The sequence below is a fragment of the Zhouia amylolytica AD3 genome (assembly GCF_000511935.2).
Classification (GTDB): domain Bacteria; phylum Bacteroidota; class Bacteroidia; order Flavobacteriales; family Flavobacteriaceae; genus Zhouia; species Zhouia amylolytica.
Genome location: NZ_AYXY01000019.1, coordinates 39913 through 57378, shown reverse-complemented (window position 1 = coordinate 57378; position 17466 = coordinate 39913). Strand labels below are relative to the sequence as shown.

Sequence of the window (17466 nt, the reverse complement as noted above, 5' to 3'; positions counted from 1 at the left end):
GTATCACAACATAATCTTTTTGAACTAATACAATTTAAACCCCACCTTATTAAAAAGGATTAACCATAAGAGGTGGGGTCTAACCAACTTAATCATTTATTTTATAGACTTACCAGCCCGGATTTTGCTCTAAAGTCCCCTCGCTTAATACGATTTGTTCAGTTGGAATCGGAGATAAATAATCCCTGTCCTTGTTGAATCCATATCCCGAAGGAATTACATTCATATATGGGTCTATATATCCTTGATCATTTACCAAAATAGAGTTCCCAATAAGATCAGCGAATTCTTCCTCAAGATCACTACCCTGAATTTTAAACCCTACTAACCTCTTTCCTATGATTAGGTCATGAGCTCTCCAACGCATTAAATCATCAAATCTTTTTCCTTCGAGTGCAAGTTCAACTCTTCGTTCCCTGCGAATCTCATTAATGATATCGCTTACCCCAGGGAATAGTTTATTAGGGTCCGAAACGGGAAGTGTGGTCAAAGCTGGCATACCCACTCTGTCTCTTAGAACATTAACAGATTTATCAAGATCTGCCTGCGTTATAGTTCCAAGTTCTGCTTTAGCCTCTGCAAAATTTAACAACACTTCTGCATAACGATAAATAATTGATCCAGTAGTACTCTCTACACGCTCATCTTCATCTGTGGCTCCTCCTTTGTATATCTGATATCCTGTAGTAGATACAGTTTCTCCATTTTCTCGAAATGCAGGAAAATCAAAATATATATTATCCAATGCTGCACGTTCCGTAATTAAATCGCCTGGGGTACAAATAGTTTGTTGAAGTCTTGGATCTCTATTAGATACAACAGTTTCCAAACTATTTTCATTCGCTTCACTGTATAACGGACTAACAGAAATAGGTAATCCATCAGAACTCAAATACGATTCAACTAATGATTTACTTAAACCCGTACCAGCCCCGGTATGAGGTAAATAATGGCTTACACGATGAATGACTCCATCTTCAATACTATATTTCTTCCAGAATATTACCTCACTCACATCGTTATAATCATATTTATTAAACAACAATCTATAAGTATCATCAGACCCATCGTTGTAGAGCTGATAGTTCCCCTCATTGATCATAGTCTCTGCGGCATCTGCAGCAAGTGTTAAAAACTTGGTACTCTCATTAGTTTCCGCTCCAAATGGCGACCCTTCATGGTACTTTTCCCAAGTTCCTTCATAAAGACAAACCTCCGATTTAAACGCCAGAGCCACTCCACGATGAACCCTGAAGTTTTCAGCAGAACTCCTTGGCATTAATAAATTTAAAGCGCGATCTAAATCCTCTACAATCTTGGTAGCTAACTCATTACGAGGCATTCTGGGCGTTAACAATTCTGGCGAATCTGTATTTAAGGTTTTATCAATATAAGGAACTCCTCCATACCTTTTAAGAAGTCTAAAGTAGAAATAGGCTCTAAAAAAATAAGCTTCTCCATTATAATGATTGATAATATCTTCAGGTCCCTCTGCTGTATGGCTATTCTCTAAATAATAATTGACACTCCTGATATTACCAAAATTCCAGGATCCATCTGAAGATGGAGCAACATTATTATTTCCAACCAATCTGTTATTAACATTTACCGGAACAAGATTGTCGCTATTGTTGTCGAATTCAAATACGCCCCCATTCCATCCATTGTGAACCGGAAAAGTGGTATAAAACTGATTTAAAAATAACTTGAGATCATTATCCGTTTTCCAATACTGTTCAGGTGAAATTTCATCCTCCGGCAGTCTGTTTAAAAAATCTTCACTACATCCTGTTAAAAGGAAGCAAACTATGAGATATGAAAGTATTTTATATTTTTTCATTAGTGTAATAAATTAAAATTGAACATTTAACCCAATGGCAATTGATTTCTGTAAAGGATAAATCTTACCATTCCCCCATCGTCCTCCAGTCGCCTCAGGATCAAAAATGTCAGCTATTTTAGTGATCGTTACAACATTTTCTGCAGTCACATACAGTCGTAGTTTATCCATATGAAAACAATCCAGGATCGAATCTGAGAAACTATATCCAACAGTAACATTCTTTAAACGTAAGTAAGAAGCGTTTTGAAGGTATCTGGTTTGAACTTGCTGATTTCTCCATGTATTATTAAAGGTTGGTCTGGGATAAAATCCATTTGTATTATCTTCCGACCAATAATTTAAATGTTCTTTCAAACCAGCCGATTGCCATAAATTCCCTACGGCGCCAAAGGTATATGGACCACCTGTCCAAACATCTCTTTTACCAACACCTTGCCAAAACATAGAAAAGTCAATCCCTTTAAAATTCAATCCCCCAGTAATAGAATAAGTATATCTCGGAGTTGAATTACCGATTATCTTTCGATCACCTGGACTATCAGTAGTACTATCACCATAATCTATGATATTATCACCGTTTAAATCCTGATATTGAACATCACCGGGTTTCCAGTCGCCACCCCAAACAGGTGACTGGTCTGGTCCGTTATCGATTTCATCCTGAGATTGATACAAACCAACCGTTTCAAATCCCCAAATTTCTCCTAATTCCTGACCTACTCTATAAGTATTCAACAAATTATTAGGGTTGGAATATTCGGTTACTGTAGTTCGTGCATCCGAAAGAATGAACCCTAAGTTATATCCTAGATCTCCAATATTATCCTTCCAATTCACACTCAAATCAAATCCTTTGGTCTCCAAAGATGCATTATTAGATTGTGGTGCACTTGTTCCCAATAAGGCAGGTAATCGTTCAGCCGGACCAAACATATCCTCAGTAGTTCTCTTGAATATCTCAAAAGTTACATCAAGACGTTGACTAAATGCAGAAATGTCTAAACCATAGTTGTCTGTTGTAACAGTTTCCCAGGTGATATCCGGACTAATTAATCCAGGTGTTAGAGTATAGTTAGGTCTACCTTCATCCGTTAACCACCATAGATTAGTGCGTATAGGCATGCGACCGATATAGAGGTAATTAGCAACATTTTGGTTACCGATACTTCCAACAGAATATCTTAATTTAAAAGTGCTAATGGGTTTAACATTCCAAAACCCTTCTTTCGCAATATTATATCCAACGGATACGGAAGGGAAAAAATCCCACCTCATATCTTCTGCAAATCGAGAAGATGCATCGTAACGCCCATTAACCTCTAATAAATATTTTTCCTTGTAGTTATAAGCCAATCGACCAAAATATCCTCGAGTAACATACGTTCCTTGAGTAGCGTCAATATAATCTTCGCCAACAGCTGTTCTTATGGCAGGTACGTTGTCAGTGATTAAATTATCTTTGCTTCCACTTAAAGATCTATAGGTGTTTTCTTCTTGCTGATATCCGAGAAGCCCATTAAAATTATGATCCTGACTAAAGGTCTTTTTATAAGATAATACAAAGTTAGGAGACAAGTAAGTATTGTTTGATGCATAATTCCAGATACTGCTGTTCTGTCTCAATTTACGCTCTGAACCGTTAGGTTCGGTAACCGAAACTATAGCATTATGACTTTGTATTTCAGTATGATAATTTCGATAAAGTAAACTAGTAGTAAACTTCAAATCTTTGATTGGTTCAAAAATCAAATTTAAACCAACATTCGAATTAAAAGATTCACTTAACCTTCTTCCTCCATCCATTATATAAGGAATTTCAGAACCATCACTATAACTTCCATTTGGCATAATTACACCGTTGGTTGGCCATCTTCTGGCTATATTATGTAAATAAAGTCCGGGATCATAACTAGGCCGCTCCTGATCTATTTTAGCCAAACGCATATTAACATCAAATCTGAACCAATTCGTCATTTTGGAAGCCAGTTTGGCATTCAAGTTATAACGATTGTATGAATCATCACCAAAGCTCATAACCCCAGGTGCATCCAACACAGCAGCAGACACGTGATAATTTACATCCTTTTGACGACCGGAAAAACTTAGATTATGTTGCTGACGTAAAACCATATCCTTGTACATGACGTCAAACCAATCCGTATTTGCATTAGATCCTGAGTATTGCTGCCATCTGGTACCATCGGGATTTGCAATAGTTACCGGTGTATTTTCCGGATCAGCTAAATAAGCTTTAATACGCTCTATAGCCTCATCAGAGAAAACAGCTCCTCTACCTCCATTAGTAGCTGCCAGATTAAAATAATTGGCAAACTCCAAAGAATTCATCATTTCAGGTAAATTTAAAGGCGACGAATAGGCAAAATTGTTCGTGTAACTAAATTTATGTCCATCCATAGCTTCACCACTTTTGGTCTTAATTAAAATAACTCCAAAAGCAGCTCGAGAACCATAAATAGCCGAAGAAGCAGCATCCTTTAAAACAGAAATACTTTCGATATCCTCCGGATTAATATCATTCATATCACTCGGGTTATTCAAGGGGATATCGTCAACGATTACCAAAGGTGCGCCTGTTCCCTGAAGGTTTCCGGCTCCACGAATACTAATATTCATGCTGGCTCCTGGCTCACCACCTTGATTCCCTACACTAAGTTGCAATCCTGGCGCAGTTCCCTGAATCGCCTGCATAACATCAGTTACGGGTCGGTTCTCAATTTTATCAGATGAAATAGTACTAACGGCTCCGGTTAAATTTTCCTTTTTCTGAACTCCGTATCCGACTAATACCACCTCATCTAAATCCTCCATTTGGAGCTTTAAATTTACAGTCAAAGGTTCTGAAGAAGTAACCTTAACCTCCTTACGCTCATATCCAATATAGCTAAAGGTTAAAATAGCACCTCTCTTGACCTTAATGGTAAATTCTCCATCAAAGTTAGTAGCGTTCCCATTTGACGTGTTTTTCTCGAGTACGTTAACCCCAGGAATTGGTGATCCTGATTCCGCATCTAGTACCCGACCATTTAGAGTAATTACATCCTGCTGACCAAAGGTGTTCATTGTGGCAAACAGCATGCAACATAAAAAAATTAAGTTTCTCATAATTTTTTAAACATAGGTTTTGATTAATAGTTAATTGATTAGCTATTCAATAAGGACCATTTTAATTGTCACCCAAATAGATCCATATTGAAAATTTTTCGAACGCCAAATTATCAAACGGGTTAAATAATTGTTAATAATAATGGTTACAATCAGGTTACATCATTCTTACTTTTAGGTTACATCAAAGTATTTGAAAATATCTAACCAGCACAGTATAAAAGGAATTGTGAAAAAAAAGTAAATTGAGCTTCTTTACATTTTTAAATAATGAAAGGATACACATTAAAAAAAATTAAAAAATATAGTTCTACTGTCATCTTGGTGCTTTACGCCAGTATTTCGTTTGGCCAAAAGCCCATTTTGAGGTTTACAAGTATCAATCATAAAAATGGTCTTTCCTCCAACAAAATTACCGCAGTACTTCAAGATTCTGAAGGAATGATTTGGACTGGAAACAAAATTGCTATCGACCGTTATGACGGCTATAGAACACACTCTTATACGCTGGGTAGAAATAATAACATTAATAAAATTGTTGAGGATAAAGATAAAAATATATGGGCCACGACCACCAAAGGCTTATACTGCTTTAATAAAAAAGAAGGTGGTTTTAAAAAAATTACCAGTTCAAATTTCCAACATAAACAATTCTTAGATCAGAATATTGTTGCCTTGAAGTTTATGACGGACAATATTATATATATATCTACGGATAGTGGTAATTTTTTTCAGTACAAATACGACGATTCCTTAAATCCGATTGAAGATTCGTTTAAAGGAATTCTAAACCGCCCAGCTCCTTTGAAATTCCACATAACAAAAATAATAGACGGACCAGAAGAATCCTTAATTCTTGGAACAAGTTACGGTGAAGTCTTCAAAATGAAAGATGGGACCATTTCACATTATTTTTTGAAAAACTCCGAAAACATATACCGAATTAATGATCTGTCAATGGATGAACATAATAATCTATGGGTAGCAACCGATGGCAATGGATTATTCAAGATCGATCTTATAAAAAACAAGACCAAACATTTTATTAAAAATAAAAGCTCTAATCTTTCCATTAATAATAATGTAGTACTATGCCTATTGAGTGATAACAATAGGGTTTGGATGGGTACAGACGGAGGTGGTTTAAACCTTTATTACCACGACTCAGAGACATTTGAATATTATACCCAGGACTTTTACAGTACAACTAATATAGCTGATAATTCAATTTTAGATATTAAGAAAGGACATAATAATACTATTCTATTAAGCACAGTTCATGGGGGCTTGTCAATTGTTAAAAATAATTTTGATATTAAAAACATCCCAGCCCTTAAACTGGGTTTTTCTACTAAAGATCAACAAGGTTCTAACATTCTCGAAGACAGTAACAAAAAAATTTGGATTTCTGCTGGAAGGGAAGGCTTAGTTAAATACGATCCTGATTCTGGTAGCTCAACTCTATTCACCGATAATCCTTCTTTAGTATCAGATCTCAATGGAAGCATCGTAATGTCAATGGTTGAAGACCATAATAAACGTTTGTGGGTAGGCACCTTAAGGGGTGGTATCAGTATTATTGACTTAAATTCCGATGAGTTCTTAAATCTAAAGCCCGAAAACCAGGTTCACCAGGCATACGCACTGGCTTTAGATCATTCAGGGAACATTTGGGTAGGTAACAGAACAGGGATTACCATTTATAATGAAAATTTAGATATAAAAGAAAAGTTTACTCCTACTGAACCTTTATACAACTCATCAAATCTTGTAAATGTGATATTTAAGGATATTAAGAATGATATGTGGGTAGGTACTGCGAATGGTCTCTTCCGCTATGAACTCATAAATAAAGGCCAATATAAAAAACACTCTTATTATCACGACAATACCGATTCTACTACCATTAACGGTAATCACATTTTATCTGTTGGTCAAAATAGTAACCTTAATATATTTATTGGCACCTATGGTTATGGTGTAAATCAATTTAATCGCAAACAAAATAACTTTAGTCCCTATACATTATCAGATCAGATGGCAGGAAAAACCATCGAAGGAATTATTTGTGATAAAAATAAAAACACATGGTTTAGTACCAATTTAGGACTTACTAAAGTTGATTCGTTACAAAATGTATTCAACTTCAATCATAATGATGCTGTGTATCCCTTTAATGGAGGTGGTGCTTATTTAGGTACTAATGGACTGATTTATATGGCAGGTTCTTTCGGTTTGTCATACTTTAATCCAGCCCTTATCGATAACAGTGAATCAGAATTCAAAATCAATTTTATAGCAGCAAAAGCAATTAGCCAAAACACTGAAACAAGTTACTCGTTTAATGAACTTACCCAATGTAACAACAATTTCGATAGTAATATTACAATCCCTCCCAACAATAATTTATTTACAATAACCTACAGCTGCTCCGATCCTATTATTTCGAATGATTTAAAATACGAATACAAAATAGCTGAACTTAATAATACCTGGAATAATGTCGGATCTCAACAGACCATAACCTTTTCAAATATGAATCCTGGCACCTATTCATTATGGGTGAAAGCAATTGATAAAAATGGAACCCCGGTAAAAGCCCATGCCAGTTTAAAAATCACCGTCCTTCCGGCCATTCACCAAACCATCTGGTTCAAAGTTTTAATGATTTTGTTAGCCATTGTATTATTACTAATTATTTACTTTTGGAGAATCTCTTTTTTAAGAAAAAAAGAGATTCATTTAAAAAATCTTCTGGATCAAAAAACCAATGAGGCTAAAAGACAGGAACAAAGGATTGCTCAGGATAAAATTCGAATGCTACAAATAGAAAAAGATCATCAAGAATTATCTCAAAAACAGTTAATAGCTGAATTAAAATTCAAAAATCAGGAACTTACTAATAACACTTTGCTCACAGTTCATAAAAATGACCTGTTGAATAATATAAAAGACAAACTTCAATTTGAGGTAAAGCAAAAACAAATAGACAAAAAGAACATTCTCTTACTTATTGATCATATTAATGATAGCTTCATGTTAGATAAAGAGTGGGAACAATTTTATGCCTTATTTAAGGAAGTTCACCCCTTCTTTTTAGATAATCTAAAAAGTAAACATTCTAATTTAAGTGAACGAGACATAAAACTTTGTGCCCTGATTCTGATGAAATTCACCTCACAAAACATAGCTAATTTATTCGGAATTTCCCTAAGTTCAATTAAAGTAGCCCGGCATCGACTGAGACGAAAACTTAACCTGGAAAACGATCAGGATCTTTATACGTTTTTAAAAAAATATAATTAAAGCTATCGCTTAAATTAAATACAGGAACTCCATTTACGCTCTTTTTAAAAGGTAATAATGATCCGTTAAAAAGCTTGGTCCTATCAGTACAGGAAAACATCAGTGTCAAATTCACAAGATTTAATATCTTTAAATTTCCTTATACCATTAAAAATGACTTATTCGATTCTGGAAAATTACCTTAAAAGTAAAGGTGACTTTACTAATAATGATGTCAACTACATTACCAATCATTTTAAACTAAAAAAGGTTAAAAAGAAGGAAATAATAATTGACTTTAACCAGGTTTCAAATGCATTTTATTTTGTTAACAAAGGAGCCTTAAGAATATTTACCATAAACAAAAAAGGAGTTGAATTAACTCGGTTTTTCACTTTTGAAAATAGTTTTTGTACCGCACTTCCAAGTTTCATTGATCAGAAACCGGCTTGTGAATATTTTCAGGCAATAGAACCTTCGGAACTTTTGGAAATAACAAGAAACGATTTTTATAAATTAGTTGACCAGTACAGTGATTTCGATAAAATTTACAGAGAAATTTTAGAACGTAGCTTTATAAATAACCAAAAAAGAATTTATAGCTTTCAAGGATACGCAGCAATAGATAAACTAAAACTACTTTTAGAAACTTATCCAGATTTTTTAATAAGAGTTCCTAACAATCTTACTGCATCCTATTTAGGCATTTCTCCATCAACATTAAGTCGATTAAAATCTAAGCTTTAAAGTCTTGCTTTAGATCAATGCTTTTTAAGTAGTTGATAACTTTCTTTGCTGCCAAAGTAAATCATATCAATGGTGAACCTATGGGATCGATCATTGTTGTATCATTCCCCTTAAAGTTCGCAATACTTTAAATAAGATATGGATATTTTAACCTGAAACAAGCTATGGCTTTGCATCCCAAAAAATCTATTTTTTATTTAATGAGTTTAGCAGCGGGGTTAATTGTTGCTAACATCTATTATAGTCAGCCCTTATTGAATGAGATTTCCAATAGTTTCAATGTTTCGGAATCGGAAGTAAGTAATGTTGCTCTATGTTCCCAATTAGGTTATGCTTTCGGTTTACTTCTAATTATTCCATTGGGAGATAAAATTGCTACAAAGAAAATCCTGAGCTACAACTTTTTGTTTATGATTACCGGCCTTACTGCTATGGCTTTTTCCCCATCTCTTTTCTGCCTCTTACTGAGTAGCTTCGTCGTTGGTTTAGCATCATCGGTACCACAATTATTAATTCCTCTAGCTGCGCACATAGCTACCCCTGAAGAACGTGGAAAATCCATAGGAATAGTCATGAGTGGTTTACTCATTGGTATTCTGGTAAGTCGCATAATTAGTGGGGTTATTGGTGAACATTTTGGCTGGAGGATATTGTATATAATCGCAGGCATTTCTATGCTCCTGCTATATATCGTTTTACAATACAGGCTACCATCTTACAACCCTGATTATAAGGGAAATTATGTCCAATTAATGAATTCCTTACGGTTTTATTTAGTCGATGATAATAACATCAGAATGGCTGGGTTACGCGGTGCCTTGGGATTCGCTGGTCTAAGTGCTTTCTGGACAACCCTAGTTTTTTTAATGAATGATTCATTTGGTTATGGGAGTACAATTACCGGATTATTTGGCGTTATTGGTATTTTTGGAGCCCTTTCAGCCGCTGTGATTGGCAAGTGGAATGATAAACTAAATCAAAAAACGATTCTCCTCATTGCAAGTATTACACTTTTCAGTGCATGGTGCGTTTTATCATTTTCTACACACTCTGTCATAATGTTAATTATTGGAGTAATACTTATCGATTTAGGCCTACAAGCCTTACACATAACGAATCAAAACATTATTTTTGAAAAATACCCCGACGCAAGAAATCGTGTAAACACGGTGTACATGTTCACTTCTTTTATAGGAGGTGCCCTTGGCACTACATTGGGTGCTTTCAGCTATCAAAATTGGGGTTGGACTGGCGTTACAACACTAGGTACTTTTTTAATGATTCTTTTATTAACCATGAGTATAAAAAATTATGGATCATAATTTTCAAATGGAAGAAAGTTTCAGTAATAATGATAGGTTTCACCAAAAATATTTATTGAGATGTGTTGAATTGGCTAAAAAAGCCTTAGAAGCTGGTGATAAACCTTTTGGATCAATACTCGTAAATAAAGAGGGAACCATATTGGCTGAGGCTAGAAATAGAGTTAACGAAATTCATAGCTTATCACATCCGGAATTTGAATTAGCACAATGGGCACTTGAAAACTTAACTCCTATTGAGCGTAAACAATCTATTTTATACACCTCAGGGGAGCATTGTCCAATGTGTGCAGGAGCAAATGGCTGGGCTGGAATAGGAAAAATTGTCTATGCCTCTTCCGCTGCACAGTTATCAATATGGTTAAAAGGATTGCAGATAAATGACCTTCCATTAAATCTTATTCCCATACAAGAGATAATAAAAGATGTTGAAATAGTAGGTCCGTTTGAATCCTTTTACCATCAAATAAAGACCTTACACTTCCAATACTATTCAAGACAAAAGAAAATTTAGAAAAACATTAACAAGATTCTGTAAAACCCTTGCTCCATATCAATGTTTTAATGCCATCACCCACATTATTTTTGTGATGAACTTAAAAGCAAAAAATATTATGAACTGGATCAAAAAATTTTTATGGATAGTTATATTCTTACTCGTATCAATAACCAATGGGCAAACCAAAAATTTCCAATTATCAACCCATGTATTAGATATTACGGAAGGTAAACCTGGTGCAAAAATTCAAATAAGTCTGGAGCGATATGAAAAAGAACATAATAACTGGGTGCTAGTAAAGACTTCCAAAACTGATGAGAACGGAAGAATCAGTAATTTCCTTCCAACAAGTCAGAACAACGAGGGAGTATATAAGCTAATTTTTCATACCAAGCCATATTTTAAGAATAAAGGAGTAAATTCGTTTTATCCAAATATTGAAATTCCCTTTGAAATTAATGACCAATCACATTATCACGTTCCCATTACGGTTTCGCCATATGGGTATTCGACTTACCGAGGTAGTTGATAAAAGAATTCAACATTTATGGAGGCTGTAATAAATTACAAATAAGACATTTCCGTTTAAAATATCTCTGGATATTTTAATTAGAATAAAAATCCCACTCGTAGAAGTTATGCTTTTTGATTAAATTTACAATTTAGAAAAACCCATTGTTTACCAGATTCTGTATGGATTTAAACAACTTTATCGAAAACTATAAGTCGCATCTCTTATACATACTAGTAGTTATAGTTTGTATTTTATTTCTAAGACTAATAACCATTCAATTAAAAAAATGGTTAATAAAAAAAGAACAGCAAAAATTTCCTGATGAAAAACCAAGAACAATAAACCTGGTAGGTAAAATTCTCAATGCTCTTTGGTATATATTAGGAATTATCGCCATTGCCTTTATATTCACCGAAAAGGAAGATCACGAATTATTAATCACTCGTTTTAAACTATTCTCCTACTTGGGATTCCTTGCTATCGCTACCATTATAAGCGCAGCTGTTGCTAATATGTGGTTCCGTAAAACCATTTCAAGGAAAGAACACTCCCATGAAGATACTACCAACTTAAAGTTTTTAAAAAACTTTGTTATTTTCTGCATCTATTTCATCGGTATTCTGTTTGGTTTATTAGCCTTCCCTTCAATGAAAAGCATTGCGCATACTGCACTTGGAGGAGCCGGAGTTTTAGCTCTTATAGCAGGTGTGGCATCACAGGAAGCACTTTCAAACCTGGTAGGAGGTGTCTTTATAATTTCTTTCAAACCGTTTAAAATAGGAGACGTTATAAAGGTAACAGATACCATGGTTGGTACCGTTATGGATATAACCCTACGTCATACCGTAATAAAAAACTTTGAAAACAAAATGATAGTGATTCCAAACGCTATCATTAATAAGGAAAAGTTAATTAATTATGATTTAGGGGACGCTAAAGTCTGTGAACATATCGAAATTGATATCTCATATGACAGCGATGTTGCTTTAGCCAAACAATTACTTCAGGAAGAATGCGAAAATCATCCATTTATTTACGATAACCGAACGAAGCTTGAAAAAAAAGATCAACAACCCAAGGTTAAAACCGCTTTGGTAAGAATGAATGACTCTTCAGTAACTATTAGAGCTTGGGCTTGGTCATTAAATTTCCCTAAAGCTTTCGAAATGAAATGCGATATACTAGAAAGTACTAAAAAAAGATATGAAACCGAAGGTGTAGAAATTCCTTTTCCCTACCGAACACTGGTTTTTAAAAATGGAAACAACCAAAGTTAATTTAAAAAAGTATTCCCTACCTAATTCATAATAATTATACATGAACTTTATTAATAAGACTGTAGCCCTGTTCGTACTTGCCGGTACGTTAATGGCATGTCAAAGCGAAACTAATAATACGAAATTGCATATTATTCCTGAACCGGTATCTTTAAAGAAAACGGAAAATCCCGCATTTCGATTTAACGATGAAACAAAAATATTCATCACAGACACTTCAATGTTTCAAGCCGCCAAAAGGTTGAAAAATATTCTTAGTTATGATATAACCATTGAAACCAAGACGGCAATTGCAAAGGATATGACCAATAGAGTGTTATTTAAATATCATATGGAAACTGATTCTTTGGGTAAAGAGGGCTATCTGTTAAAAAGTAACCAAAAGAATATTATTGTTGAAGCTACGACTCCTGTGGGATTCTTTTATGGTGTTGAAACGATCAGACAGCTCTTCCCTCCTGCTTCTGTGAATCAATCAAAATTGGGATTAGAAATACCAAGCCTTCAAATAACTGACAAACCACGATTTAAATGGCGTGGCATGCATTTAGATGTTTCCAGACATTTTATGCCCGTTTCCTTCGTAAAGGAGTTTATAGACTACCTGGCCATGCATAAATTAAATACTTTTCACTGGCATCTGGTAGATGGCATTGGCTGGCGTATTGAAATCAAGTCACATCCGGAACTTACTGATATAGGAGCATGGCGCGTAGTAAAAGAAGGCAAAAAACCTTGGGAAGATTTTGAGGTATGGCGTCCAGGAGATGATCGAAAAAAATACGGAGGGTTTTATACCCAGGAAGAAATCAAACAGGTTGTTGCCTATGCAAAAGAGAGAAATATAACCGTCATTCCGGAAATTGAATTACCCGGACATTCAGAAGTTGTTTTTCAATGTTACCCGGAATTATTATGTGTTGACAAAAACAATGCTCCACTAGCCAATAATGGGGTTTACTGTGCAGGGAATCCTAATAGCTATAAACTCTTAGAAGCAATTATTGATGAAGTCATAACCTTATTTCCTTCGGAATACATTCATATTGGAGGTGATGAAGTAAGTAAGAGGAATTGGAACACTTGCATTAGATGTAAAAAAGTTATGAATTCACAGAACTATGATGCGTTCGAGCTTCAAAGTCACTTTGTGAACCATTTTGATCAATACCTTAAAGATAAAGGACGAAAGTTAATCGGATGGCATGAGATTCTCGAGGGTGAATTGAGTCCTACAGCTACCATAATGTACTGGGGTGCAGAAAACGGGGTTGAAAAGGCATTAAGTGAAGGACACCCTACCGTATTAACGACTGGATCCCATCTCTACTTCGACCACTATCAAAGTCTTAGCAAAAATGAGCCAAAAGCCTTTGGTGGTTTTGCCCCATTGAAGAAAGTATACCAATATGAACCACTACCAGACAGCCTGGAAAACAAATACAAATCAAAAGTCTTAGGTATCCAGGCTAATATATGGACTGAATACATGTCAACTCCTGAACATATTGAGTACATGGCATTCCCGCGAATAGCGGCCCTTTCTGAAATAGCCTGGCAGGAAAAAGGCAAAAAAGACTGGAAAAGGTTTCAGGAAAAAATGGAATCTCAAATAATGAGATATGAAAAATTCCCAATCAACTTTTCCAGGAGTGCATACAGACCTATTATTGAAAGTACCTTAGATAAGGAAACTAAAGGAATTCTGGTGTCTTTAATAACCGAACTTCCATGCGAGGTTATATATACGACAGACGGTAGTAACCCATCCTTACAAAACGGGAATATTTACAACCAACCAATTGTATTACAAAACAATACGATTATAAAAGCGATAGCACTGAAAAACGAAATATCAATTAGTGAAATCGAAGAAAAAGAAATTATTGTTCATAAGGCGCTTGGGGCCAAAACTAGCCTTATCAATCAGCCTTTTGGTAAGTATAGTGCCTCAGGTGCCACTTCTTTGACAGATGGAATTTTTGGAGGTAATAAATGGGGTAATGGTAAATGGCTGGGGTTTTTGAATAAAGATCTGGAAAGTACAATACAACTAGACACTACAACAACGGTACAAAAAATTGGTCTAAGTTGCATCGAAGAAACCGCTGCTGGCATCTATTTCCCGACATCCATAGAGGTGTCTTATTCCCAAAATGGAAAAGTTTTTACTTCGGTTCAAAAATTAGACCTATCCAGAAAAAAAATAGAAGTAAACTCAGAGGTGAAAACCCGGATATTTTGGGTCGATTTTCCGGCTGTTGAAACTAAATATTTAAAAGTAACCGCTCGTTACTCGAAAATACAAGATAAAGGAACCTTTATATTCACCGACGAGATCATAATTAAATAAATAAGTTTTAGATAGAATAGCTGGTAAAGCTTCAAAAATGATTTTTATAATAGACTCATTTAGAATCTTTACTGGCTATCAAATCATTGATTAGTACCATTCAAGCCAACTAAAATCCGCTTAATGACATTACTGCCAACATAAATTTACCTGGTCCCTTCACCTTCCCCACTCTGCTATTTGCAATCGCCATCAGAGGAAAATATTCGATCATCTGATCCCACAACTCATTTTACCCTTTCGAGCTATTTTAGTTTCTTTCCAAAGCTCATTCTATATTTCCTACAATCCGAAACACCCCTTGTTTTATATAGCATTGAACTATGGCTTATCAAAACCATTCCTCTAAAAAACCTTAATTCACTGAAAATAAGTGATGTCATTTAGATCTTTCGATTGTCTAGTACATGAAAAGGTTCCAATATTAGGGAGAATTATCTTTCACAATAAATACGAAATAAGCAACCTGCATATTACTGGCCTTTAAAATAATTAACAACAGTCCCTTGATAAAAGCAAGGGAGGTTATAAATGACATTTAATTAATGTTCAACCATTCAAATACTAAAAAATGAAAACACTCAACTTTATGAAAAGGGCTTCAAAGTTCGGCCTGTTAATCTTATTGGTAGCTACTTCAGCTTGCACTGAAAAAGAATTTACGGAAATTTCTGAATCCATGCTTAACAATACAAATAGTACCCTGATCGCTGGTTTTACCCCTGTAGATAGTATTCAAACGGTAATTGAAAAACCTTCTTCAGATGTGGAAAACGATAGATTGGGTCAAGGTGCAGGAGCCTCAGACTTTGTACCTACCGGTTTTTATCTAGAGCCGAATGCTACCCTAACAATAGAAACCTCAGAACTTACCAGTGGTACTACCAACTCCAAAATACAATTGGGTATTGGTACCTACTCACGATACTCAAACAAATGGAATCCCCAATGGATAGCTTTAGACTGGGGAGTAAATACGATACAAGCAGATGCTTATGGAGGTGTTATATGGCTGCGATACACAAACAGACAGGCAGAAAATGAAACCCCTACAGGTCAGGCATCCGTTCGCTTCATAGATGGATTTAAACGACACCCTTACTATAAATACGGAGTAACCACTCAAAGTGAATGGCACGCAATGCTTAATGCTTATCCCGACGCTCCTGATGTAACACTGGAAGGCAACCATGTATATATCGTAGTATCTCGCAATAAAGCCATTGAATTTAAAGACAAAGATCAAGATGTGTTACTGGATCTTACCACCCAGATCATGGATATCGAAGATGATATTAGTGGTTTAGATGGATCTGCAACAATTCACAAAAGAAATGTTCACAAAATTTTAATGACCGAAACCGACGATCCGGGTACCTATATGTCTGCCACCTGGTACCGCACCGCTTATAATGATCAGGGAGCGGTCAATTATATAATTAACCCCGATCAGCTTTACCAACAAGGATGGGGCCCTTGGCATGAACTTGGACATATGCATCAACAACAAGCATGGAAATGGGATGGATTAGGCGAAGTTACCGTAAATATATACAGTCTGGCAGTGGAGAGAGCTATGGGAGTAACTCCTTCAAGACTCGTAAGCGAAGGACATTGGAGTGAAGTTAGGGCCTTTATGAGTCAGGAACAAAGAAAAAGAGACTTCAATGGAAAAGGAGTTAGCGTTTGGGTAAAACTGGCTATGTTTCATCAACTATGGCTAGCCTTTGGAGATGAATTCTATCAAAACCTTCATAAACAAACCAGAGAGGACGCTCCTCCAGTTATAAGTACTGAGGAAAAAATGAATTATTTTATGATAACAGCGTGTACGGTTTCGGGATATAATCTGACGCGCTTTTTTCAAGACTGGGGATTCCAGTTCAAAAACGCGAAATCAACCTATAATGCCATAGCAGCCCTGAACTTACCGGAACCACCACAAGACTTGACGCAATTATCGGACGACCCTAATTATAATACATCCTTCACTATTGAAAGTTATAGTTCTCAGGAAACGAGTGCCGAAAATGGTGCAGCCTTAAACATTATAGATGGTAACCTCGATACTTATTGGCATTCAGAATGGTCCTCTGGAAATAGCAAATACCCTCATTATATAATTATAGATACCGAATCATCCACCACCATAAATGGATTTAGCCTTACACAAAGGCAAAACGGAAGTCGTCATGTAAAAGACATAGAATTACTAATTAGCGATGATAATAAAAGCTGGAATAGTCTGGGCTCTTTCCAACTTAATCAAACCACTACTCCACAAAGCATTGATCTAAATCAATCTGTTCAAAGCCGCTATATTAAAATACAAATGAATTCGAGCTACGACGGAACTGAAAATGCCGCTTTAGCGGAATTTGAGATTATATAGTCACAATAGTTGCCTTCTCATAATTAATTAGGTTAACGGGGGAAATATACATTTCCCCCTGTTATTTAAAGTTTAACAGCTAAAATCTTCATTCTATCCATAAAACAACAT

The 17466-nt window shown here is 35.4% G+C and carries 10 protein-coding genes; 8 read left to right on the top strand and 2 right to left on the bottom strand.

Annotated features, from left to right (window positions below):
- Positions 1-109 precede the first annotated feature (109 nt).
- Positions 110-1840 (bottom strand): RagB/SusD family nutrient uptake outer membrane protein, encoded by a 1731-nt coding sequence (locus P278_RS04960; protein WP_038263285.1) that lies wholly within the window; start codon positions 1838-1840, stop codon positions 110-112.
- A 12-nt stretch (positions 1841-1852) separates the two neighbouring features.
- The gene (locus P278_RS04955; RefSeq protein ID WP_082436091.1) at positions 1853-4966 is read right to left on the bottom strand and encodes a SusC/RagA family TonB-linked outer membrane protein; all 3114 of its coding nucleotides are present in this window, start codon (positions 4964-4966) and stop codon (positions 1853-1855) included.
- A 363-nt stretch (positions 4967-5329) separates the two neighbouring features.
- Between P278_RS04955 and P278_RS04950 the strand changes: the two genes are divergently transcribed.
- The 8 genes from P278_RS04950 (at position 5330) to P278_RS04915 (ending at position 17355) form a co-directional block, all read left to right on the top strand.
- Entirely contained in the window at positions 5330-8272 is a 2943-nt protein-coding gene (locus P278_RS04950) for a ligand-binding sensor domain-containing protein (protein WP_161808342.1), read from the top strand.
- Positions 8273-8425: 153 nt separating this feature from the next.
- Positions 8426-8998 (top strand): Crp/Fnr family transcriptional regulator, encoded by a 573-nt coding sequence (locus tag P278_RS04945; protein WP_038263277.1) that lies wholly within the window; start codon positions 8426-8428, stop codon positions 8996-8998.
- 200 nt (positions 8999-9198) lie between these two features.
- A complete protein-coding gene (locus P278_RS04940) occupies positions 9199-10320 on the top strand; it encodes an MFS transporter (RefSeq protein ID WP_235444252.1) in 1122 nt (373 codons plus the stop codon).
- On the top strand, positions 10310-10834 hold the full coding sequence (locus tag P278_RS04935; protein ID WP_200909603.1) for a nucleoside deaminase: 525 nt from the start codon (positions 10310-10312) through the stop codon (positions 10832-10834). The genes P278_RS04940 and P278_RS04935 overlap by 11 nt, the downstream gene beginning before the upstream one ends.
- 100 nt (positions 10835-10934) lie before the next feature.
- Positions 10935-11348: a hydroxyisourate hydrolase gene (uraH, locus tag P278_RS04930; RefSeq protein ID WP_152973894.1), complete on the top strand. Its 414-nt coding sequence runs from the start codon at positions 10935-10937 to the stop codon at positions 11346-11348.
- Positions 11349-11512: 164 nt separating this feature from the next.
- Positions 11513-12610 carry a mechanosensitive ion channel family protein gene (locus tag P278_RS04925; protein WP_038263272.1) on the top strand — a complete coding sequence of 366 codons (1098 nt, stop codon included), beginning with the start codon at positions 11513-11515 and terminating at the stop codon, positions 12608-12610.
- Positions 12611-12650: 40 nt separating this feature from the next.
- A complete protein-coding gene (locus tag P278_RS04920; RefSeq protein WP_051413419.1) occupies positions 12651-14963 on the top strand; it encodes a beta-N-acetylhexosaminidase in 2313 nt (770 codons plus the stop codon).
- Between the two features lie 571 nt (positions 14964-15534).
- Positions 15535-17355, top strand: coding sequence for a M60 family metallopeptidase (locus tag P278_RS04915; RefSeq protein WP_038263269.1), 1821 nt, complete (start codon positions 15535-15537; stop codon positions 17353-17355).
- The last annotated feature ends 111 nt before the right edge of the window (positions 17356-17466 follow it).

Bases quoted from the DNA above. Each gene is read 5' to 3' on its own strand.
- P278_RS04960 (WP_038263285.1), bottom strand. From the start codon at position 1,840: ATGAAAAAATATAAAATACTTTCATATCTCATAGTTTGCTTCCTTTTA.
- P278_RS04945 (WP_038263277.1), top strand. From the start codon at position 8,426: ATGACTTATTCGATTCTGGAAAATTACCTTAAAAGTAAAGGTGACTTT.
- P278_RS04940 (WP_235444252.1), top strand. From the start codon at position 9,199: ATGAGTTTAGCAGCGGGGTTAATTGTTGCTAACATCTATTATAGTCAG.
- P278_RS04915 (WP_038263269.1), top strand. From the start codon at position 15,535: ATGAAAACACTCAACTTTATGAAAAGGGCTTCAAAGTTCGGCCTGTTA.
- uraH (WP_152973894.1), top strand. From the start codon at position 10,935: ATGAACTGGATCAAAAAATTTTTATGGATAGTTATATTCTTACTCGTA.
- P278_RS04920 (WP_051413419.1), top strand. From the start codon at position 12,651: ATGAACTTTATTAATAAGACTGTAGCCCTGTTCGTACTTGCCGGTACG.
- P278_RS04935 (WP_200909603.1), top strand. From the start codon at position 10,310: ATGGATCATAATTTTCAAATGGAAGAAAGTTTCAGTAATAATGATAGG.
- P278_RS04925 (WP_038263272.1), top strand. From the start codon at position 11,513: ATGGATTTAAACAACTTTATCGAAAACTATAAGTCGCATCTCTTATAC.
- P278_RS04955 (WP_082436091.1), bottom strand. From the start codon at position 4,966: ATGAGAAACTTAATTTTTTTATGTTGCATGCTGTTTGCCACAATGAAC.